At 58.7% G+C, this 20321-nt stretch carries 19 protein-coding genes and 1 tRNA gene; 11 read left to right on the top strand and 9 right to left on the bottom strand.

Translation table 11 applies throughout. The features are described from left to right. Nucleotides 1–35 precede the first annotated feature (35 nt). Nucleotides 36–647: a TetR/AcrR family transcriptional regulator gene (locus tag AWB64_RS19760; protein ID WP_060857128.1), complete on the top strand. Its 612-nt coding sequence runs from the start codon at nucleotides 36–38 to the stop codon at nucleotides 645–647. Between the two features lie 54 nt (nucleotides 648–701). Next, entirely contained in the window at nucleotides 702–1808 is a 1107-nt protein-coding gene (locus AWB64_RS19765; RefSeq protein WP_060857129.1) for an enoyl-CoA hydratase/isomerase family protein, read from the top strand. On the opposite strand, the gene AWB64_RS19770 is transcribed toward AWB64_RS19765, so the two are convergent. Both AWB64_RS19770 and AWB64_RS30985 read right to left on the bottom strand, forming a co-directional pair. Further along, nucleotides 1805–2230, bottom strand: a complete 426-nt coding sequence (locus tag AWB64_RS19770) for a hypothetical protein (protein ID WP_060857130.1) — start codon at nucleotides 2228–2230, stop codon at nucleotides 1805–1807. The genes AWB64_RS19765 and AWB64_RS19770 overlap by 4 nt on opposite strands. Before the next feature lie 134 nt (nucleotides 2231–2364). Then, complete coding sequence (locus AWB64_RS30985; RefSeq protein ID WP_075643315.1) at nucleotides 2365–2634, bottom strand: hypothetical protein; 270 nt, start codon at nucleotides 2632–2634, stop codon at nucleotides 2365–2367. A 205-nt stretch (nucleotides 2635–2839) separates the two neighbouring features. Here AWB64_RS30985 and dusA point away from each other — a divergent pair, with 205 nt between their 5' ends. The 3 genes from dusA to AWB64_RS19790 all read left to right on the top strand — a co-directional run bounded on the left by dusA (nucleotide 2840) and on the right by AWB64_RS19790 (nucleotide 5517). After that, nucleotides 2840–3841: a tRNA dihydrouridine(20/20a) synthase DusA gene (gene dusA / locus AWB64_RS19780; protein WP_060857132.1), complete on the top strand. Its 1002-nt coding sequence runs from the start codon at nucleotides 2840–2842 to the stop codon at nucleotides 3839–3841. Between the two features lie 90 nt (nucleotides 3842–3931). After that, nucleotides 3932–4007, top strand: a tRNA-His gene (locus AWB64_RS19785). 745 nt (nucleotides 4008–4752) lie between these two features. Further along, complete coding sequence (locus AWB64_RS19790; protein ID WP_082850559.1) at nucleotides 4753–5517, top strand: FkbM family methyltransferase; 765 nt, start codon at nucleotides 4753–4755, stop codon at nucleotides 5515–5517. Between the two features lie 53 nt (nucleotides 5518–5570). Here the strand turns inward: AWB64_RS19790 and AWB64_RS19795 are convergent, their stop codons facing one another. Continuing rightward, nucleotides 5571–6020: a response regulator gene (locus AWB64_RS19795; protein WP_060857133.1), complete on the bottom strand. Its 450-nt coding sequence runs from the start codon at nucleotides 6018–6020 to the stop codon at nucleotides 5571–5573. 418 nt (nucleotides 6021–6438) lie between these two features. Here AWB64_RS19795 and AWB64_RS19800 point away from each other — a divergent pair, with 418 nt between their 5' ends. After that, nucleotides 6439–8649 (top strand): ATP-binding protein, encoded by a 2211-nt coding sequence (locus AWB64_RS19800; protein WP_082850560.1) that lies wholly within the window; start codon nucleotides 6439–6441, stop codon nucleotides 8647–8649. Nucleotides 8650–8690: 41 nt separating this feature from the next. On the opposite strand, the gene AWB64_RS19805 is transcribed toward AWB64_RS19800, so the two are convergent. Then, nucleotides 8691–9437 (bottom strand): hypothetical protein, encoded by a 747-nt coding sequence (locus tag AWB64_RS19805; RefSeq protein ID WP_060857135.1) that lies wholly within the window; start codon nucleotides 9435–9437, stop codon nucleotides 8691–8693. A 162-nt stretch (nucleotides 9438–9599) separates the two neighbouring features. On the opposite strand from AWB64_RS19805, the gene AWB64_RS19810 reads away from it, so the two are divergent. From AWB64_RS19810 to gnd, 3 genes are all read left to right on the top strand, one after another. Further along, the gene (locus AWB64_RS19810) at nucleotides 9600–10652 is read left to right on the top strand and encodes an NADP(H)-dependent aldo-keto reductase (protein WP_060857244.1); all 1053 of its coding nucleotides are present in this window, start codon (nucleotides 9600–9602) and stop codon (nucleotides 10650–10652) included. A gap of 284 nt (nucleotides 10653–10936) precedes the next feature. Then, nucleotides 10937–13030, top strand: coding sequence for a transketolase (tkt, locus tag AWB64_RS19815; RefSeq protein WP_060857136.1), 2094 nt, complete (start codon nucleotides 10937–10939; stop codon nucleotides 13028–13030). Nucleotides 13031–13036: 6 nt separating this feature from the next. Further along, complete coding sequence (gene gnd, locus AWB64_RS19820) at nucleotides 13037–14023, top strand: phosphogluconate dehydrogenase (NAD(+)-dependent, decarboxylating) (RefSeq protein ID WP_060857137.1); 987 nt, start codon at nucleotides 13037–13039, stop codon at nucleotides 14021–14023. Between the two features lie 89 nt (nucleotides 14024–14112). On the opposite strand, the gene nodJ is transcribed toward gnd, so the two are convergent. Next, complete coding sequence (gene nodJ / locus AWB64_RS19825) at nucleotides 14113–14877, bottom strand: nodulation factor ABC transporter permease subunit NodJ (RefSeq protein WP_244164126.1); 765 nt, start codon at nucleotides 14875–14877, stop codon at nucleotides 14113–14115. Nucleotides 14878–14964: 87 nt separating this feature from the next. Continuing rightward, nucleotides 14965–15930, bottom strand: coding sequence for a nodulation factor ABC transporter ATP-binding protein NodI (gene nodI / locus AWB64_RS19830; RefSeq protein ID WP_082850561.1), 966 nt, complete (start codon nucleotides 15928–15930; stop codon nucleotides 14965–14967). A 386-nt stretch (nucleotides 15931–16316) separates the two neighbouring features. On the opposite strand from nodI, the gene AWB64_RS19835 reads away from it, so the two are divergent. Continuing rightward, nucleotides 16317–16823 (top strand): universal stress protein, encoded by a 507-nt coding sequence (locus AWB64_RS19835; protein ID WP_060857139.1) that lies wholly within the window; start codon nucleotides 16317–16319, stop codon nucleotides 16821–16823. A 17-nt stretch (nucleotides 16824–16840) separates the two neighbouring features. On the opposite strand, the gene AWB64_RS19840 is transcribed toward AWB64_RS19835, so the two are convergent. The 3 genes from AWB64_RS19840 to lexA form a co-directional block, all read right to left on the bottom strand. Continuing rightward, nucleotides 16841–17458 (bottom strand): DUF2939 domain-containing protein, encoded by a 618-nt coding sequence (locus AWB64_RS19840; RefSeq protein WP_060857140.1) that lies wholly within the window; start codon nucleotides 17456–17458, stop codon nucleotides 16841–16843. Nucleotides 17459–17611: 153 nt separating this feature from the next. Next, nucleotides 17612–18007: a hypothetical protein gene (locus tag AWB64_RS19845; RefSeq protein WP_244164123.1), complete on the bottom strand. Its 396-nt coding sequence runs from the start codon at nucleotides 18005–18007 to the stop codon at nucleotides 17612–17614. A 205-nt stretch (nucleotides 18008–18212) separates the two neighbouring features. Continuing rightward, nucleotides 18213–18869, bottom strand: a complete 657-nt coding sequence (lexA, locus tag AWB64_RS19850) for a transcriptional repressor LexA (protein WP_060857141.1) — start codon at nucleotides 18867–18869, stop codon at nucleotides 18213–18215. A gap of 294 nt (nucleotides 18870–19163) precedes the next feature. Between lexA and AWB64_RS19855 the strand changes: the two genes are divergently transcribed. Beyond that, on the top strand, nucleotides 19164–20201 hold the full coding sequence (locus AWB64_RS19855; RefSeq protein WP_060857142.1) for a sulfate ABC transporter substrate-binding protein: 1038 nt from the start codon (nucleotides 19164–19166) through the stop codon (nucleotides 20199–20201). Nucleotides 20202–20321 lie beyond the last annotated feature (120 nt).

A 20321-nucleotide genomic window follows, 5' to 3' on the forward strand; every position in this document is an offset into this window, starting at 1 on the left:
ATTGACTTGACGGTCACCTGGCGGAAAATGCGCTGATGGCCAGTCAAAAACCACATTCGTCCGATCAACCGCTGCTTCGCAGCCATATCCTTGACGCCGCTCGCGCAATCGTAGTGCGCCAGGGTTTTGACGCGCTCTCCATGCGCAAACTCGCGGAGGTTGTCGGCTATTCGCCCGCTTCGCTTTATCTACATTTTGCCGGACGCGATGCGATTGCTCACGCGCTTGGTGCAGAGGGTTATGCCAGGTTGCTCGCCGCGCTGCATTCCTGCGACTCGATTGCCGACGAGCTGGAGCGCGTGAAGTCGATGGCGCATGGTTATGTTGAATTTGGGCGTACGCATCCGGCAGTGTACCGGCTGATTTTCATGCAGAATTGCGCTTACACCGTGGCGATATTCAGCGACACGGCGATATCTGGTGAAACGCCCCTTTCGGTTTTCGCGAAGGCGCTTGCGCCGTTCAATCTGTCGCCGGCTGCCGCTGAAACCTTGTGGACGGCATTGCATGGCATTGTGTCGCTGAGTTTGACTGCGGCGAAATATCTTTCTACGCCGACTGACGCGCTTATTGATTCAACGCTTGAACTTTGTCTGTCAGGCGTCGGAAAAAAGCCGGTGCGGTCATCAGGCTCACGCGCCGTTTGACCCCTATGGCCATACTTTCCAGTTCCCTTTGAAATCACCGAACCCGTATTGCACATGAACGAGACCATCGACGAAATACATATTGAACGCGCGCGGGGCATTGGTTTTATTGCGCTGGACCGGCCGAAGGCGCTCAATGCGCTTTCCACGCCGATGATCCATGCCATTCATGGCGCGCTTGACGCCTGGCGCGACGACGAATCGGTGCACGCCGTGGTTATTTATAGTCGGCATGGCAGAGCGTTTTGCGCGGGTGGCGATGTCCGGTTTCTGTATCAGTCGGCGAAGGCCGGCGAGCGCGAAGCCATCGATGAATTTTTCACCGATGAATACCAATTGAATCACGCGATCTTTACGTATCCGAAGCCGTATATCGCGTTGCTCAACGGCGTGGTAATGGGCGGCGGAATGGGCATTTCACAAGGCGCGCGCCATACGGGCGGTCTGCGCGTGGTGACGGGCTCGACCAGGATGGCGATGCCGGAGACGCGTATCGGCTTGTTTCCGGATGTTGGCGTGAGCTGGTTTCTCGCACGCACGCCTGGCGCAATTGGGCGTTATCTCGCGGCGACGGGCGCGACCATCGACGCAGCGGATGCCCTCTACGCCCATCTCGCCGATGTCTACATGGACGAAGATGAGCTCGCCGCGCTCGTTGGTACGCTCAAGCAGCAGAGTTTCGCGTCGGGCGGGGAGGTTGTACGGTTTATCGAGGGAGAAGGGCGGCCTGACGCAGGGGGGGAAAGTGAGCTTGCGCGCAATCGCGCGTATATCGACAAGCATTTTGCATCGGGCAACGGCGCGGCGTGTCTGAAGTCGCTCGAGAGCGCCACAAGCGGCGCCGAGCACGAATGGGCGGCGCATGTGGCGGCCGAGTTACGCGAGCGCTCGCCGCTGTCCATCGATGTATCGCTGGAATTGATCGATCGGGCAAAAACGTCGACCATGGCCGAGACGCTTCGGCGCGACCTCGGGCTCACGCGTGCGACGTTTCATCATGGCGACGTGATGGAAGGCATCCGGGCGCGCATTGTCGACAAGGACAATCAGCCGAAGTGGAAGGTGACGCACGTGGAACACGTAACGCCCGAGGCGGTGCTGCGGATGTTCGAGAGCCCCTGGGCCGAAGCGGGTCATCCGCTTGGCCATCTTGCGGATTAATCCGCGTCGCTGCCGGCCGTGAAGGCGCGCATGAAGACGAGCGCGCCCCAGCCCCACATTGCATTCGACGCAAATCCGAGCGCGAGGCGCGGCAGCATGTTGCCGCTTGGCCAGATGCCGCGCACCGGATCGAGCACGAACACGCTCGCCGCAGTAAGCACGATCCCGCCGAACACCAGCGCGCCGATCCACGGTGCGGAGCGGTCTGGCGCAACACGCAGCAGCCACGCCATCAGAATGCCGAAAAATCCGCTCCACAATGCCGCCACGATGAATTCCGGAATGCCCAGCGGCAAAAACGGGGCCGTGGAATAACCGGCGGCATCTATTACGCCAGCCGCATGCAATAGCGCAATTGTCGGTTCACGAAAGAACAGGGCGGCGAGAAAGCCCGCGACGAACGGCAAAATGACTTTTTGCATTAAAAACACCGCTTGGGACGCGAGCCGCGGCCGCGCCGATTTTTTGGAGTGGCGTCATTATAGGGGCGGGCATGCCGCGTTATGGTGCAATCAGCGGCGGCTTTGCCGCAGATGCAACGCGACGGTGTTTGTCGCTACTTTGCGATGGCGTCGCTGGCCGGATTGTTGTGCAGCATCCGGTCGCTATTGGCGGGCAACGCCGGGCGCTTGGTCGGCATGTTGTCCGGGTTGCTGGGGCGCGCCCCGCCTGCGCCTGGAGCGTCGGACGTGGCAGGTGGCGGCTTGACCATGGACGCGGAGTCGGCGGCTTTTGCGCTCTGAGCTTGCACACAGGTAGCGCCGGCGAGAAGTGTTGCCGCAACCAACGCAGCGCCAGATGATTTTCTAAGGGTACTGGAATTCATAGGTATCTCCGGGGCGGCGTGCATGCCGAACGTGCTGTGCAGAGCGCTTCCATTTGCTTTTGTGACAGCACCGACCGCAGAAGATTCGAGGTATTTGTCGATGGAACATACCGCGCTGCAGTTCTCAGTCGCATTCCGGGTGTTACGGTAAAATTACGCATTCGGCGCAAATATCGCGCCTCACATCCCGAATGCAGCAGTTTTCATGTCGACAGCATCAAAATTCAGCCCGCGCCGGGTTTCGGTGGCCCCGATGATGGATTGGACGGACAGGCATTGCCGTTCGCTCCATCGCATGATTTCCCGCCACGCGTGGCTTTACACCGAGATGGTCACGACCGGCGCCTTGCTGCACGGCGACGTTGCGCGGCATCTCGCGTTCACGCCCGGCGAAGCTCCCGTCGCCTTGCAGCTTGGCGGCAGCGAACCGGCCGACCTCGCCCATAGCGCGAAGCTCGGCGAGCAATGGGGCTACGACGAGATCAACCTGAACTGCGGTTGTCCTTCCGAGCGCGTCCAGCGCGGTGCGTTCGGCGCATGCCTGATGAATGAACCGCAACTTGTCGCCGATTGCGTGAAGGCGATGCGCGACGCTGTACAAATTCCAGTCACGGTGAAACATCGGATCGGCGTGGATGCCGTAGAAGACTACGCGTTCGTGCGTGACTTCGTCGGTACCGTGGCCGATGCCGGTTGTGAAGTGTTTATCGTCCACGCACGCAACGCGGTTTTGAAGGGCTTGAGCCCGAAAGAAAACCGCGAGATTCCACCGTTGAAGTACGAGTACGCGTATCAGTTGAAGCGCGATTTTCCGCATCTGGAAATATCGATTAACGGTGGCATCAAGACGCTCGACGAGGTGGAAGAACATCTCAAGCACGTCGATGGCGTCATGCTCGGCCGCGAGGCTTATCACAATCCATACGTGCTGGCGGGTGTGGATGCGCGTTTTTACGGGGCGTCTACAACCGTTCTTTCCCGGGAAGAGATCGAGGCCGGATTGATCGAATATGCGCGCGAGGAAGTGGCGCGCGGAACCTATCTCGGCGGTATCACGCGCCACGCGCTCGGCTTGTATCGCGGTGTGGCGGGTGCGCGTGGCTGGCGTCGTGTGTTGTCGGATAGTCGCAGACTTGCCACCGGCGATCTGGCCATTTTCGACGAAGCGCGCACGCATCTACGTGAATCGATCGAAATGGTCGAATAAGGACTAGGCAAACCGAATCTTTGTTCGTATAATCTCGTCTCTCGATTCAGCAAGCAGGTTTTGTTGCGGTAGAGAAGAAGTAAGTCAGTGGTGGCTGTAGCTCAGTTGGTAGAGTCCAGGATTGTGATTCCTGTTGTCGTGGGTTCGAGCCCCATCAGCCACCCCAAAAGATTCAATGACTTAGCAGTGTTTTTAGCCGCTTGGTTACTCTGCAAAAAAGCCCATCTAACCGTGGGCTTTTTTGCTTTCCGCCCGACCTTTCCTACCGCTATCAATCACCAATTTTCTTGGTCCACGGCATTGCTGATCGGTCACAGCGTCGCTCATACACGCCTGGCTAACAACAATGGGCTTCGATTCAAACGTATGTGGATAACACGAATCCGCAGTGCAACGTTTTGAAGAGCCGCGTTGGCTTGTATGTGGACTTGCACATTTTTAACAGTTGCGAAAATTAAATCTCCTGCTGAAACCGAAGCAATGAAAATCAAACATGCTGCAATACGCTGAATAATATCCCGACGAAATAAATAATCCCCAAATCCTTACAAAAAGCATACTTAATGCTGCACCGCATTCAACTTTATCGGCCTTTAAAGCATTGTTTTCGGCAAAGGCGATTTGTCTTACCAGACTGACGGCTAATCTATCCCTTTCTCAAGAACGTGAGGCATAGTTCGAGCATACGACGAAATCGCCACTCGGTGTGGCTCCGACGGTTCGCAGAAGGGCGCTGGCATTTGCTTGGTGGCAACTGTGTACGCCCCTGCCAAGGTAAGAAACTGCTCACGATAGTCAATCTTTTATAGAACCAGCTTCGCCAACTCGAAAATGGTTTTAATGAAATCCGCTCGTGAACAAAATGCAATCAGATCCAATCATATTCCGAATAACACGGAGGCTTAGTTTCTATGCATGTGTTCCAGCGAGCCCAGAGACTTCCGAAGAGAGTTTCAGCTTTGATCAAAAACACGACGCTTGTCGACAAGCGGAAGCTTTATCCGATTTGGGAGCAAACTCATCTGTCAAAATTGCTGACTTACCTGGACGTGGATTGCGTATTCGATATAGGTGCCAATCAAGGGCAGTACGCCACGATGCTGAGAAAGAAAGCGGGCTATAAGGGATTTATATTTTCATTTGAACCGAATCCGCACGACGCCCGTATTGCGCGTGACCATGCGAAGGGCGACGATAAGTGGATCGTCGACGAGATTGCTGTTTCGGAGGAGGACGGCGAGGCGCAGTTCAACGTTATGCGTGCCAGCGAGTTCAGTTCCTTAAGCATGCCAAGCCACGAAGACGTTCAGCTTTTTCGTGGAATGAATTCGGTTATCGAGACTGTCGCGGTGAGAACGGAACGTCTGGAGACCGCTCTTCAACGATTGCGCGCGAAGTATTTGTTCAAAAGGCCATTTTTAAAGATGGATACTCAGGGCTTCGATGTCAAGATCGTAAAATCGTCGGAGAACATCATGCGGCAATTCGTCGGGCTGCAAAGCGAATTGGCGATCGCGAAGCTGTACACTGATTCCGTGGACTTCCGTGAAGCAATTACCGTATATGAGCGTTGTGGGTTTTCCCTCAGCGCATTTGTGCCCAATAATTCCGGGCATTTCCCTCATCTCCTGGAGACCGATTGTGTGATGATCAGATCCGATTTGGCGAAAGACTGATTGTCGAAACACAGAAGATTCTCAGTCACTGAAACTCTGTGAGCGTGTCCGCCTCAAGCAATTGGATGGGACGCCGGAGCGATCATCGTTTGCATAAGCGCGAGTAGCAGGGAGGGCGGTTGTCCCTTCTGAAAATACCCGTCGAATTCGGTGTTGGGCGCCTGTTTTCGCACAGTCGCTTCGTCTAACGCTGTGAATGCGATTATCGCGATGTCCTGGGTTGCCGGGCGGCATCGAAGAAATCGAGCCGCCTCAAAGCCATTTATTTCTGGCATCGAGATGTCCATGAGGACGATATGTGGTGTCCATTCGCCAGCAATATCGACGGCCGCTCGACCGCCATATGCGACACGGCAATCCAGTCGTTCCAATGACATATAAGCAAACAGGGCATCTGCTGCACATTGATTGTCGTCGACGACCAGGACCTTGGGAATATGCCCGTTGACAGGTACTTGCCGGATTGACCAGACCCCGTAGTGTCTGACTTTTTGTATTTTCACATTCTGCCGCTAGTCGACAACGACATGCGAAGCACGCGTTTCGACCATATTATTTTCACGATGGCTGTGTTAATACCGCAATCATTGGTCCCAACGTTCCAAAACCGTTCATATAAGCGAAAAGGTAACGAGGAACCGTGATTTTTACCGGATCAGCCTCAAAATAACCGCCGCTTGATGGATGCTGATCTTGTCGGGGCAGGTTCTGCGCCGCCGGTATTGCAATAAGCCGATCAAGCCGGGAAAGCGCACGACAAGTTGCGAGCCACAGCCGTCCTCAGGGCAATAGTGAGCAGCGCGGGATGCTACTTTGGGGCGAACGGCGCCGCTGATATGATCAGGCGACGGCCGTTTTCCTGCATTCATCAAGTCGTTCGCGCAATTGGAACCTGCGCACCGCCATCCAGGATTTGCCTTAATGTCCAATGAGAAAGCTGTTCTTTGTAGAGTGCTTCCCGACCCGGGCTCAAGTGGGGAGCCCGCCGAACTGCTGACCACGCTCTTCGAGCAATCACCGAGTTTCATGGCGATACTTGAAGGCCCGACTCATCGGATTGTGCGGGCCAATGCGAATTATCTGCGACTGGTGGGGGACAGGCCGATCTTGGGCCGTACCGTCGCCGACGCGTTACCAGATGCTCAGGCGCAAGGCTACGGTGAATTGCTTGACAAGGTTTTCAACACGGGCGAGGCCTATTCCGCGTTCAGCGCCAAATATGCTGTGCAGACCGTTGCGGGCGGCCCTGTTGTTGAGTGGTTCGTCGATTTCGTCTTTCAGCCACTGCGCGATTCCGATGGCACCATAACCGGCATTTTCGTGGAAGGTTACGACGTCACCGACCGGACGCAGGTTCACGCATTCCATCTTGCGCTGCTTCGCTTGAGCGACGAATTTCAGACACTGGGTACACCGGAGGAATTCAGCTTTGCCGCTTGCCGTGTTTTGGGGGAGGCGCTGCAAGTCAGCCGCGTGGGGTACGGTACGATCGACCCGATTGCCGAAACGTTGCACGTGGAACGGGACTGGACGGCTCTCGGCATCGAGACGCTGGCGGGCGTGACGCCGCTGCGCGAATATGGTTCGTTTATCGACAGTCTCAAGAAGAACGAATTCATCAGGATCGCGGACGTCCGGGAAGATCCGAGGACCAGCTTTGCGGCGGCGGCCCTTGAGAGCAAGAGTGCCCGCTCTTTCATGAACGTCCCCGTGGTCGAAAAGGGTGTTCTGGTCGCCGTGCTGTTTGTCAATCACGCGCAACAAAGGGACTGGACCGAGACCGAGACCACCTTCATGCGGGAAGTTGCGCTTCGCACGCGCACTGCGGTGGAACGTGCACGGGGGATTCTGGATCTGCAGGAAAGCGAGTTGAGACTTCGTGCCGCCAACGAATCGCTCGAGCAGAGAGTGCAGGAGCGAACCCGCGCACTGATGGAAATCGAGGAGCGGTTTCGTCAATCCCAGAAGATGGAGGCAATTGGACAACTGACCGGTGGGATCGCGCACGACTTCAACAACCTCCTGGCCTCCATGAGCGTCAGTATGGAGGTTTTGGAGATGCGCCTGAAACAGGGCGATACTGAAAACGCGCAGCGTTACATTGGCATGGCGAAGGATTCCGTCAAGCGCGCGGCTTCACTCACTCAAAGGCTGCTCGCGTTCTCCCGGCGTCAGACGCTCGACCCCAAGCCAATGGATGTGAACCGGTTGATCGGCAACCTCGAAGACCTGATCAGCTGGACGGTGGGTCCGTCCGTCAGTGTCGACGTGGCTGGTGCAGGCGATCTCTGGCTCACGAAGGTCGATGCGTCGCAACTGGAAAATGCGTTGTTGAATCTATGCATCAACGCGCGAGACGCCATGACGCCCGCCGGCGGAAAGTTGACCATCGAGGCGGCCAACAAATGGCTCGACGCAAGCGCGGCAGCCCAACTGGACTTGGCCCCTGGCCAATATATTTCCATCGGCGTGACGGATACCGGCTGCGGCATGTCGCCCGAGACAATTTCCCGCGCGTTTGATCCGTTCTTCACGACCAAGCCGATGGGTCAGGGCACCGGTCTTGGATTGTCCATGGTCTACGGCTTCGTGCGTCAATCGGGAGGGCAGGTGCACGTCGCTTCGGAGATAGGCCGCGGAACGACCATGAGCCTGTATCTTCCCAGGTATTCTGGAGGCATCGATACCGAATCGGCGCGAGCTTCGCCCGAACACCTCAAGATGCACGCGGATGGAGAATGCGTGCTGGTAGTCGAAGATGAGGAAACGATTCGGGAGATCATCGTCGAGTCATTGACGGCCGAGGGCTACGTTGTCCTGTCCGCCGCAAGCGGCGTCGATGGACAGAAAGTCTTCGAATCCGGCCGCAAGATCGATCTGCTTCTGACCGACGTCGGCCTTCCGGGCGGCATGAACGGCCGGCAACTGGCGGATGCCGCGCGCGTCAGATGTCCTGGGCTCGCGGTGATTTTCATGACGGGTTACGCTGAACATGCCGTCGTTGGAAAGGGGTTTCTGGAGCAGGGAATGTCGGTCGTCACGAAGCCGTTTGAACTGGGACCATTGACCGTCATGATCCGGTCGATGATTGACGGCAACCGCGCAATGCCTGATGCAGCTTCGCGAAGTTGACGCCACTCAGGGGTCGTGTGGCTCCATTGCGCCGGGCGGCTTCAAGGGCGATGCATGTCGTCCTCTTCGGCGTGATGCGCAGAGCCGCTATCCGAGCCCGATCCACCGATGCCGCCTCCGCCTCCACTTCCGCCACCGCCAAGCCCCTTGTTACCTTGTGCGCCTCCGCCGTCCCGGCCACCGTCCTTTGGCTTCGAGCCCGAAAGCCGTGCAGGACCTTGTTCTGGAATCGTTATGCCGCGGTGAACGGGCTCAAGATCGAGAACCTCGCGGATGAAGTTGCGCAGCGAAATGACCAGTTCCGCCGTATGGATGGTTTGCCCCTCCGTCATTTCCCGGGCGGCTTTAGCAGCCAATCGAACCTGTTCTTCGGTGCCTAGCAGAATGATGTCGGCCAGCGCCACTTCGACTGCATCGCGAATGCGCCGGGAACGGTCCGAGCGGCTGGAATAATTCGCCTTCGCGAGTTCGTCCGTCGTCGCAGCGTTTTCAGGAGGGGTGGGCAGTGCCGCTTCCGCCGCAGCAGGGACGGCCATCGCTGCACGCTTCAAGTCGCGCAGATGGGCAGGATCGACGGCAAGGTTGCCAGTAAAGGAACCGCCGAGGGTCTTGTACGCGGCAATGAGCGTGCGCAGCCTTTCGTTTATCTGCCGGTTTTCGCGCTCGCGCCGTTGCTGCACGGTTTGCATGAGCAAGAGCCGGATACCGACGCCGATCAGCGTGATCACGGCTAGCCCGAGCAGCGTGGACAGCAAGGCTTGCCAGGAACTGAAATCGAGGTTGCGCATTAAAGACTTTTCTCGGACGCTGGTTTGTAGGGCGATCGCAAGCAAGTGATGGACCTTGCCGGACAGGCGCTGCAGCAAGGCGCGCGCTATGGTAGTTTCGGCGTCTGGCCGAAGCGTCGAATCACGGCCTCAAACCTGAACATAACCATGGGGAAGCATACGATGGAGTACCGGAAACTCGGTGGAACGGATGTCAATGTCAGCCTGATCGGACTGGGTACGATGACCTGGGGCGAACAGAATACGGAAGCCGACGCGCACGCGCAAATCGATGCCGCGCTCGCCGCCGGCATCAATCTGATCGACGCCGCCGAAATGTATCCGGTCCCGCCGCGCCCTGAAACACAAGGGCGCACGGAAGAATACATCGGCACATGGCTGCGTGCGCATCCGGCGTCGCGCGACAAGATCGTGCTGGCGACGAAGATTGCGGGCCCCGCGCGTCAGCCGCATAACCCGCGTCATATCCGCGGCGAAGACAACCGGTTCGACCGGAAGAACCTGACAGAAGCCATCAATGCCAGCCTTGCACGGCTGCAAACGGATTACGTCGATCTGTACCAGTTGCACTGGCCGGACCGCAGCACGATGACGTTCGGGCGCGCGAATTATCCGTGGATCGAGGACGAATCTACGGTGCCGGTAGAAGAGACGCTAAGCGTGCTCGGCGAGTTCGTGAAAGCGGGCAAGATCCGTTATGTGGGGGTATCGAACGAGACGCCCTGGGGTGTCGCCCAGTTTCTCAAGGCCGCCGATAAACTCGGCCTGCCGCGCATTGTCAGCATCCAGAATCCATATAGCCTGGTGAACCGCACGTTCGAGGCAGGGCTTTCGGAATTCACGCACAAGGAAGGCGTTGGGCTGCTTGCATATTCACCCATGGCTTTCGGCTGGCTTTCCGGCAAGTATGAAGGCGGCGCGCGTCCGGACGGCGCGCGCATTACCTTGTTCGAGCGTTTTCAGCGCTATAGCAAGCCGCACGCGGTCAAGGCGGTCAGTGCTTATGTGGCGCTCGCCCGTCGCCATGGACTGAGCCCGGCGCAGCTTTCGCTCGCGTTTGTGAACAGCCGTCCGTTCACGACCAGCACGCTGATCGGCGCCACGACGCTTGCGCAATTGCACGAGAACATCGGCAGCGTTGACGTGAAATTGTCCGATGAGATCCTCGCGGAAATCGACGCCATTCACGAACTCCAGCCCAACCCTGCGCCCTGACCGGTTCGCCAAAAATTGTCATGCATGGCCGCTACGCTCAACCGTGGCGGCCACGAAAAATTACCTCCCGCGTCGTTTTTGCATGGTTTCAAGCGTAAAGTTGTTGTCTTAGTAAGTGCCGTAATCGTCTGTCATAAGCCGCGCCGCGCCTTTTGCGGCGCGCGCTTCGCTGTTCTTTGGTGACGCGCCAGTTCTCATGGCACTACACTTGCTCGAAAGACCCGGTTGCCCGCTGTGGCGCCTCTTGTGCCTCAGCGCGCCCTACGCAAAAGGAGTCGTCGCTCATGCCGCAAACCCCCTCGAATTCGTCCGATCTCGACACCCTCGCCATCAACACCATCCGCACGCTGTCCATGGACGCAGTGCAAAAAGCCAATTCGGGGCACCCCGGAACGCCGATGGCGCTGGCGCCAGTTGGATTTCATCTGTGGCAAAACCATCTGCGTTATGACCCGACCGAGCCGCTCTGGCCCAATCGCGACCGCTTCGTCTTGTCGGTGGGGCACGCTTCCATGCTGCTGTATTCGCTGCTGCATTTGACGGGCGTCAAGGCCGTCGATCACGCGGGCAAGGCGACTGGCGCTCCGGCGGTATCTCTCGACGACATCAAGCACTTCCGGCAACTGGACAGCAAGACGCCGGGACACCCGGAATACCGGATGACCACCGGCGTGGAAACCACGACCGGCCCGCTCGGGCAGGGCCTGGGAAACAGCGTTGGCATGGCCATGGCCGCGCGCTGGTATGAATCGCATTTCAACAAGCCGGATGCGAAGATTTTCGACTATCGCGTGTACACGTTATGCGGCGATGGCGACATGATGGAAGGCATTTCGCACGAGGCGGCTTCCATGGCCGGGCACCTGAAGTTGTCGAACCTGATCTGGATCTACGACAGCAACCGCGTGACGATTGAAGGGCACACGGATCTGGCGTATAGCGACGACGTGGAAACGCGCTTCAAGGGCTATCACTGGAACACGCTTCACGTGGACGACGCCAACGACGCCGGCGCACTGGAAGCCGCGCTGAATCAGGCCAAGGCGAGTACGGACAAGCCCACGCTGATCGTGGTGAAGAGCATTATTGGCTGGGGCGCGCCGCACAAGCAGGATACGTCGGCGGCGCATGGCGAGCCGCTGGGTGTCGATGAAATCAAGCTCGCGAAGAAAGCCTATGGATGGCCGGAGGACGCGAGCTTCCTCGTGCCGGATGGCGTGTACGAGCATTTCAACGAAGGCATTGGCGCACGTGGGAAAGCGGCGCGCGAAGCGTGGCAGAAAAGCTTCGATGAATACGCCAGTAAGTATCCGGAACTGGCAAAAGAGTTCGCTCAGATCGAAGCGCATGAATTGCCGGAAGGCTGGGACGCCGACATTCCGGTCTTCGATGCCGACGCCAAAGGCGTGGCCTCGCGCGAGTCGTCGGGCAAGGTGTTGAACGCCATCGCCAAGCGGATTCCGTGGATGATCGGCGGTTCGGCGGATTTGTCTCCATCGACGAAAACCGATCTGAAATTCGAAGGCGCGGGCAGCTTCGAATACGACAACTATGCAGGCCGCAACCTGCATTTCGGCATTCGCGAACACGTGATGGGCGCGATCTGCAATGGCATCGCGCTGTCGAACCTGCGGCCCTATGGCTCGACGTTCCTGATTTTCAGCGACTACATGAAGCCGCCCATCCGGCTCTCGGCAATCATGGAAGTGCCCGTGGTCTACGTTTTCACGCACGATTCCATCGGCGTGGGCGAGGATGGTCCGACGCATCAGCCGATCGAACAACTGGCGTCTTTGCGTGGCGTGCCCGGCCTGAGCACGTTCCGTCCGGGCGATGCGAACGAAGTGGGCGAAGCGTGGCGTTTCGCGCTGGCGCAACCGCAAACGCCGGCTTGCATTGTCGTATCGCGCCAGCCCATGCCGACGTTCGACCGCTCTAAATACGCATCGGCGAAAGGCGTGCACAAGGGCGCCTATATTCTCGCCGATGCCGATAACGGCAAGAAGCCCGAAGTCATCCTGATGGGAACGGGCACGGAAGTGGGCGTGTGCATCGAGACATACGAGAAATTGAAGAGCGAAGGCATTGCCGCGCGCGTGGTCTCCATGCCGTCGTGGGACGTGTTCGAGAAGCAGGACAACGACTACAAGGAATCCGTGCTGCCGCCGGACGTCGATGCGCGCGTGTGCGTGGAACAGGCCGGCTCGCTTGGCTGGGACCGGTATGTCGGCCGCCTGGGCTCGGAAATCGTGATGCATACGTTCGGGGCATCCGCGCCGCTTGCCGACTTGAAGAAGAAGTTTGGCTTCACGCCGGAACATGTCTACGAAGAAGCCAAAAAGCAGATCGAACGCGTCAAAACCAGCCATAAGGAGTAAGCCGTCATGCAAATTGGAATCGTTGGACTCGGCAGGATGGGCGCAAACATCGCGCGTCGCCTCATGCGCGGTGACCAGACTTGCGTGGTGTACGACCACAATCCGGATGCAACGCAAGCCGTGGTCGCTGACGGCGCAACGGGTTCAAGCGACCTGGGCGATCTCGTTCAGAAGCTGACCGCGCCGCGCACGGTCTGGCTGATGCTGCCGGCCGGCAAGATCACCGAAGATTCCATGAACGATCTCTACGAGATTCTGGAAGCGGGCGATACGATCATCGACGGCGGCAACAGCTTCTACAAGGACGACATCGTTCACGCAGCGAAGCTCAAGCAAAAGGGCATTCATTTCGTCGATGTCGGCACGTCTGGCGGCGTGTGGGGACTGGAACGCGGTTACTGCATGATGATCGGTGGCGAGAAGGATGTGGTGCAGCGGCTCGATCCGATCTTCTCCGTGCTGGCTCCGGGGCGCGGCGATATTCCCGCGACGCCGAACCGGGAAGGCCGCGACGCGCGCGTTGAAAACGGCTACATGTATGTCGGGCCGGTCGGCTCGGGTCACTTCGTGAAAATGGTGCATAACGGCATCGAATATGGCTTGATGCAGGCATATGCAGAAGGCTTCGATATCCTGAAACACAAGTCGTCGACAGATCTGCCCGAAGCGCAGCGCTACGATCTCGATCTGGCCGACGTGGCCGAAGTCTGGCGGCGAGGCAGCGTGGTGTCGTCTTGGCTGCTCGACCTGACGGCGGGTGCGCTGGCGGGCAACGTCACGCTCGACAAGTACTCGACCGAAGTTGCCGACAGCGGCGAAGGGCGCTGGACGATCGAGGCGGCGATCGAGGAGGCGGTGCCGGCGCAAGTGTTGTCGGCGGCGTTGTACACGCGCTTTCGTTCACGCGATGGAAACTCGTTCGCTGACCGGATGTTATCGGCAATGCGTTTTGGATTCGGCGGTCATAAGGAGTTCACGCCGGGTTTGAAGTAGGATTGCTGATGAGTTGATAGCAGGAAAGCCGCTCGGCGCAAGCTGCAGCGGCTTTCTTTTTTGCTTCGGCACATTGACGCGCTAACACGTCAACGCATCATGCGCCGGCGAAACAGGATCGCGCAGATGAAGAACGGGATGATTGCATAGGCCGCGAGCACCGCGACGTGGATAACAAGTTGCTCCGGCGGCCGGTCAAGCATCGCGGGGCGGATCAACGCTACGGCGTGCGACAACGGCAACAACAATGACACGTGCTGGGCGAGCGCGGGCAGTTGCGTCAGCGGAAAAAACACGCCGGAAAGCAGCAGCATGGGCGTAAGCGCAAGCGTCTGGTAGAACATGAAAAAGTCATAGCTCGGCGCGAGCGCCGTCACGATCATCGCCGTGCTGGAAAACGCCAGACCGGTCAGGACGATCACCGGTAACGCATAGAGCATCGATGGAAAACTCGCGTACCCGAGCACGCCGGCCACCAGCATGATGGCAACACCCGAGAGCACGGACTTGCTCGCGGCCCACACGATCTCGGCAAGCACAATATCGCCGAGCGTGAGTGGCGTATGCATGATCGCCTCCCACGTGCGCTGGACGTGCATGCGGGAGAAGCCGGAATACATGGCCTCGAAGCTCGCCGACATCATCACGCTCGACGCCACCGTGCCCGCCGCAAGAAACGCGATGTACGAAACGCCGTCCACGTGGCCGACCATCAGCCCCAGTCCGAGACCCAGGCCGAACAGATAGATCATCGGGTCCGCCAGATTGCCGAACATCGATGCGATCGCGAGCTTTTTCCAGACGAGGTAGTTGCGCCGCCAGACCGACATCCAGTTCGAGGCGTTTGCCGGCATGGATGACAGGAACGGCTCGTGTTCGGGCTTCGGCACGGCTTGACGGGAAATGTCCGGGGCGCTTGTTTGCGTTTTGCTCGACATTGGCTAGTCCACCATCTCGCGCCCGGTCAGGCGCAAAAACACGTCTTCAAGATTGGCGGGCCTGTGCAGGTAACGCACGCCCGGCCGGCCCTTCACCCGCCGATGCACGGGCGCAGGGTCATCGACATAACAAAACAGCGTTTCGCCGCTGATTTCCATACGGCCCACGAACGGTGCGAGTTCCTCGCGCAAGGCCTGCGGATCGGGTCCGTAGATCTCGATCACGTCGCAACCGATCACCCGCTCGATCAGTTCATCGGGCTTGCCTTCCGCGACCTTGCGTCCTTCCTCGATCACGCACAGCCGGTCGCAAAGCCGTTCGGCTTCCTCCATGAAGTGCGTGGTGAGAAGAATGGTCTTGCCGCGCGCGAGCAGCGAGCGCAGCCGTTCCCAGATCAGGTGGCGTGCTTGCGGATCCAGACCCGTGGTCGGTTCGTCCATCACCAGGACGTCGGGATCGTTCACAAGCGCACGTGCGAGCGTCAGCCGCCGCTTCATGCCGCCAGACAATTCGCCGACCCGCGCATTCGCCTTGCTTTCGAGCCGCGCGAATTCCAGCAGTGACGGGACCACGGCCTCGATCTCCCGCCCGCTCATGCCGAAATACCGGCCGAAGATCAACAGGTTTTCGCGGACCGTGAAATCCGGGTCGAGATTGTCGAATTGCGGAACAACGCCAACGCGCCGCCGCGCGTAGCGGGCGCGCGACGGAATGGGTTCATCGACGAGGCGGATCGTGCCGATATCCGGCGCTGCGAGCCCGAGCAGCATCTTGAGCGTGGTCGTCTTGCCCGCGCCATTGGGTCCGAGCAGCCCGAAACACTCGCCAGGTTGTACGTGAAAGGACAATCCATTGACGACCGTCTTGTCGCCGTAGTGCTTTTCGACATCGATAAACTCGATAGCCGGGCGTACCGGCGCGTGATCCGCCGGTCGGGTGTCGTGGGGTAACACTGCTGCATCTGCCATGCGGGAGGACTCGGCGTCGGGACGGAAACAAGCTGCCTAGTTTAATCGATTGCACCAGCGCGGCGCGGCGGCGCGCATGGCCTGCACTGCCTATGCGCATGAACGCCATCCCGTGACTGCGCGGGGCTCGTGGTGAAGTGCCGGTCAAACCCGCAGAGCCCCGTCAGACAAGGCGTTACGCGTGCTGGCACGCTGCACGCTTGAAGTTTTTCCGCGATGCACATGCATTAGCGTTTTCCATCGTTGCAAGCGTTTTAGCGACGCACCATGATGACGGCAACGCGACACGCGTTTTGTCGCCCGCTGGGCACAGGGCAGAACACGCAACACGTTGACGACTGTTTTTTCGATGCCCTTTGCTGCCACGAGCAGCGCGGAGAACCACCATGGCGAGCTACCGAAAAATCCTGCTGTGCTACGACGGCTCTCGTGAAGGACGAAAGGCGCTGCGTGACGGCGCAAATCTCGCGCTCGAGCTGAAGGCCGAAACGCATCTGCTGGCCGTTGTGGATATGCGTTCCAGCATTGCACAAAGCGCAGGCCTGCTTACGGACATGGCCTGCGGGCGCTTCGAAGATGCCGCACGGGATATCTTGCGCGAAGGCGTGGAGTGGCTGACGGAGCGCGGCGTGAGCGCGCAGGGCCATTTTGCGTTCGGTCACCCTATCGATGAAATCGCCGGATTGGCGCAAAGCCTGCAGGTGGATCTGGTGGTGGTCGGACACCGTTGCCGCACGGGCCTTGCACGGTGGTGGATGGGCGCGGGTAACACACCGCTGATGGACCGTGTGTCGTGCAGCATCCTGGTGGCCGTGTCGCCGGTCGGATCAACGGCCGAGCAGGAGGACGCGGCGCATGCCGCAGTGCCTGCGAAGGCGGAAGTGAATGCTTGACGACGAACCTGCCCGGTTCACCCGTTCAACTCGATACCCGCCAGTTTCCACGAGAACAGGCCGTATCGTTTGAGAATGGCCGAGTAGCGCGCGTCTCCGGCGCCATGCTGGTAGTTGACCGCGAAGGTATCGAAACTCCTGTAGCCAGCCGTAGTCTGAGGCGGCTGTTTGGGCGCGGGTTGGGCAGGCGTGCTCGTCACGGGCGGCGGTTGTGACGAGGCTGGCGGTGTTCCAGCAGCCGTAGGATCGCTCGGAGACGGAGCCGGTGGTTTCTCGCCAGGCTCGCCTCGCGGCGGCATGCCATTTAAAATCGCCGCTACGCCATCCGGCGTTGCATACGAATCCACGAGCGGGCCAATTAGCGCCGCGCCGATCATTGCACCAAGTAGCGCCAGCGGATTGCCGCTTTTTTGCACATCGATCTTTCGCGTAATCAGTTGACCGACCTGGTCCTTCAGGCTCTCACGCAACAGCGGGAAGTCCACGTATGCATTCACCGTCGCGGCGTCGCGGGCGTCGGCGGCGCGTTTGATCCTGTCGAGCGCGATATACGGGGACGCGTAGAACATCCCGAGCGCCGCAATGACCGCAACCACAATCAATGCAGTTAAAACCGACTTGCTGGTACGAGACATACGTCAGGGCGCCTTCGTGCAAATGAGCTGAATAACTGGATGAGCGAACCGCGAATTTCCGGGCGTGAGATGAGAAGTCCAACCACTGTTAGTTGACCGCGCCGCCACGAAATCGATCCCTCAAACTCATTGGCAAAAAAACGACCCGAAGGTTCATGCAAGCAAGCCACCTTCGACACCCGCACGTTCTTCGTCGATACAGCGGTCGATCATGCGCGACACCGCTTCGATATTTCCAACCATGATGACGCGCGATTCACCGCGATAAACGCGTACCGGTGCACGCCGCTCGGCCTGCGCATGCACGGAAGCATTCAGCGACACACGCGCGAACGCCGGCTGCCGCGATGGAAGGACGGGCGGTTCGTCGAAGAGGTCCGGCGTATGGGTGTCCTTGCGCGTCTTGCAGGAAATCAGCGCGCGCAGATGCCGAAAGCGGCCGAACTCCCGGAATTGCCTGAACGAAAGTGGTGAGCGCGCTGCGGGCGCAAAAGAAGCCGACGCAGCCGATAAAAACGCGACAGAAAACAGACGGGCAAATCGTTCCATGATGTTTCTCCGTGAACAATAGGGTGCGCGCCGGTCAATCGCGAATGCGATGTCCGTCACGCTTTACAAAACCGGAAATTCGACTGTGGCGCGGCCGGAAGCAGGAGCACCCGTTGCCGCCACGCAGATTCAGAAAACAGCGTCTTGAACGAAAGAACCGAACAAAACCAAACGCCGTCGTTAATTCAACAGCATCCGGCGCGCGTCAGAGTTCGCCGGATCGAATCAGTCCTACAGCAATACCTTCAAGTGCGAATTCGTCGCTGCCCGAAGCCACGAAGATATTTTCGTAGTCAGGATTTTCGGCGATCAGTTCAACCCCGTCAGGACGGCGCTTCCAGCGTTTCACCGTTACGTCGTCGCCAAGGCGCGCGACAACGATCTGGCCATCCTTGGCTTCGTTCTTCTTTTGCACCGCGAGAAGGTCGCCGTCGAAGATGCCTGCGTCTCGCATGGAAAGTCCGCGAACCTTCAGCAGATAGTCGGGCTTGCTGGAGAACAAGGCCGGATCACAGGCGAAATGCTGCGAGATATGTTCCTGCGCAAGGATTGGGCTGCCCGCAGCCACGCGCCCGACCAGCGGCAATGACAATTGCATGATGCTGGCATGCGGCAACGTGAATTGATGCGGTCCGTCGTCGGGACCTGCCTGGTTCAGCAGGCGGATACCGCGTGACGATCCGGCGGCCAGCTCGATCACTCCTTTACGAGCTAGTGCACGAAGATGTTCCTCGGCGGAGTTGGCCGAACTGAAGCCGAGTTCCGCGGCAATCTCGGCGCGCGTGGGCGGAAACCCCGTCCGCTCGATAGCGCGCTGGATCAGTTCGAATACCTCTTGCTGCCGCGCAGTCAGTTTGCTCATTTTGGTCACGTGCTTTAGCCCCTTGTCTGGTCCGCGATCCACTGTATGGATGAACAGATGCCTGTAGTTTTATACAGTATTCGCCGCTTTTCAAGCTTTACTTTAAGTTCGGCGTCGTTTGAACCACACAAGAGCCCGAAACGCGGCGCTTCAACAGCCATTTATTGGTCGCAACGCCGCTTCCAGTCTTCATTAGCACTTTTCGATCTAAAAGAATGAGGAACAATTATTTTTAATAATGAAAGCCCGTCGATAGACTCAGCCCATCAAACACCATAAGACGGAGAACGGGGAATGCTGAGTCGGAATTCGGGATGGGGCGCGCGTGCAAGGAAACTGCTGGCGACAGCGGTTATCGGGGCTGCGTCGGGGGTAGGGATGATCGCGCAGGCGCACGCCGATACCTCGTTTCTCAACGTGTCGTACGACCCGACGCGTGAGCTGTATCAGGACTTCAATCAGGCTTTCGGCAGGAAATGGAAAGCCGAGACTGGCGAAACCGTCACGTTCAAGCAGTCGCACGGCGGCTCGGGCGGTCAGGCGCGCGCCGTTCTGGATGGTTTGCAAGCCGATGTGGTGACGCTGGCGCTTGCTTACGACATCGATGCGTTGTCGGCGAAGGGCATCGTGGCGCAGGACTGGCAAAAACGCCTCCCGGACAATGCGTCGCCGTACACGTCGACGATCGTCTTCCTCGTGCGCAAGGGCAACCCGAAGCAGATCAAGGACTGGCCGGATCTGGTCAAGCCGGGTGTATCGATTGTGACGCCGAACCCCAAGACGTCCGGCGGCGCACGCTGGAACTACCTCGCGGCGTGGGCGTATGCGGAACATCTGCCAGGCGGAAATGCAACGACGGCCAAGGACTTCGTGACGAAGCTGTATAAAAACGCCGGCGTGCTGGATTCAGGCGCGCGCGGCGCGACCACGAGCTTCGTGCAGCGTGGTCAGGGCGACGTGCTGATTGCGTGGGAAAACGAGGCGTTCCTGTCGTTGAAGGAGTTCGGTCCGGACAAGTTCGAGATCGTAGTGCCCTCGGTGAGCATCCTGGCTGAACCGCCGGTTGCTGTTGTCGACAAGGTCGTTGACCGTCATGGCACGCGCAAGCTTGCCGAGGCGTATCTCAAGTACTTGTATAGCGAGGAAGGTCAGGAGATCGCGGCGCGCAACTTCTACCGGCCGCGTTCGACCACGGTTCCGGCCGCGCTCACCAAGCAGTTCCCGAAGATCAAGCTTTACACCATCGACGATTCGTTCGGCGGCTGGACAAAGGCGCAAAAGACGCATTTCGCCGATGGCGGCGTGTTCGATTCGATCTATCAGCCGCAGTAATTGTGGCGGCATGAAAGCAGGAAATACAGCATCGCCCGCGGTCATCCGCTCGCGATGCTGTAGTCATAAAGGGTCGTCAAAGGTCGAAAAACAGAAGAACCCGGAAGCGCCAACACGGCC

The organism is Caballeronia sordidicola (assembly GCF_001544455.2).
GTDB lineage: Bacteria > Pseudomonadota > Gammaproteobacteria > Burkholderiales > Burkholderiaceae > Caballeronia > Caballeronia sordidicola.

Coding starts and splice junctions, on each gene's coding strand:
- AWB64_RS19765 (WP_060857129.1), top strand. CDS start 702: ATGAACGAGACCATCGACGAAATACATATTGAACGCGCGCGGGGCATT.
- AWB64_RS19845 (WP_244164123.1), bottom strand. CDS start 18,007: ATGGAACGATTTGCCCGTCTGTTTTCTGTCGCGTTTTTATCGGCTGCG.
- AWB64_RS19770 (WP_060857130.1), bottom strand. CDS start 2,230: ATGCAAAAAGTCATTTTGCCGTTCGTCGCGGGCTTTCTCGCCGCCCTG.
- AWB64_RS19840 (WP_060857140.1), bottom strand. CDS start 17,458: ATGTCTCGTACCAGCAAGTCGGTTTTAACTGCATTGATTGTGGTTGCG.
- gnd (WP_060857137.1), top strand. CDS start 13,037: ATGCAAATTGGAATCGTTGGACTCGGCAGGATGGGCGCAAACATCGCG.
- AWB64_RS19760 (WP_060857128.1), top strand. CDS start 36: ATGGCCAGTCAAAAACCACATTCGTCCGATCAACCGCTGCTTCGCAGC.
- dusA (WP_060857132.1), top strand. CDS start 2,840: ATGTCGACAGCATCAAAATTCAGCCCGCGCCGGGTTTCGGTGGCCCCG.
- AWB64_RS19805 (WP_060857135.1), bottom strand. CDS start 9,437: ATGCGCAACCTCGATTTCAGTTCCTGGCAAGCCTTGCTGTCCACGCTG.
- AWB64_RS19800 (WP_082850560.1), top strand. CDS start 6,439: ATGTCCAATGAGAAAGCTGTTCTTTGTAGAGTGCTTCCCGACCCGGGC.
- nodJ (WP_244164126.1), bottom strand. CDS start 14,877: ATGCCGGCAAACGCCTCGAACTGGATGTCGGTCTGGCGGCGCAACTAC.
- AWB64_RS30985 (WP_075643315.1), bottom strand. CDS start 2,634: ATGAATTCCAGTACCCTTAGAAAATCATCTGGCGCTGCGTTGGTTGCG.
- AWB64_RS19835 (WP_060857139.1), top strand. CDS start 16,317: ATGGCGAGCTACCGAAAAATCCTGCTGTGCTACGACGGCTCTCGTGAA.
- AWB64_RS19855 (WP_060857142.1), top strand. CDS start 19,164: ATGCTGAGTCGGAATTCGGGATGGGGCGCGCGTGCAAGGAAACTGCTG.
- AWB64_RS19790 (WP_082850559.1), top strand. CDS start 4,753: ATGCATGTGTTCCAGCGAGCCCAGAGACTTCCGAAGAGAGTTTCAGCT.
- lexA (WP_060857141.1), bottom strand. CDS start 18,869: ATGAGCAAACTGACTGCGCGGCAGCAAGAGGTATTCGAACTGATCCAG.
- nodI (WP_082850561.1), bottom strand. CDS start 15,930: ATGGCAGATGCAGCAGTGTTACCCCACGACACCCGACCGGCGGATCAC.
- AWB64_RS19810 (WP_060857244.1), top strand. CDS start 9,600: ATGGAGTACCGGAAACTCGGTGGAACGGATGTCAATGTCAGCCTGATC.
- tkt (WP_060857136.1), top strand. CDS start 10,937: ATGCCGCAAACCCCCTCGAATTCGTCCGATCTCGACACCCTCGCCATC.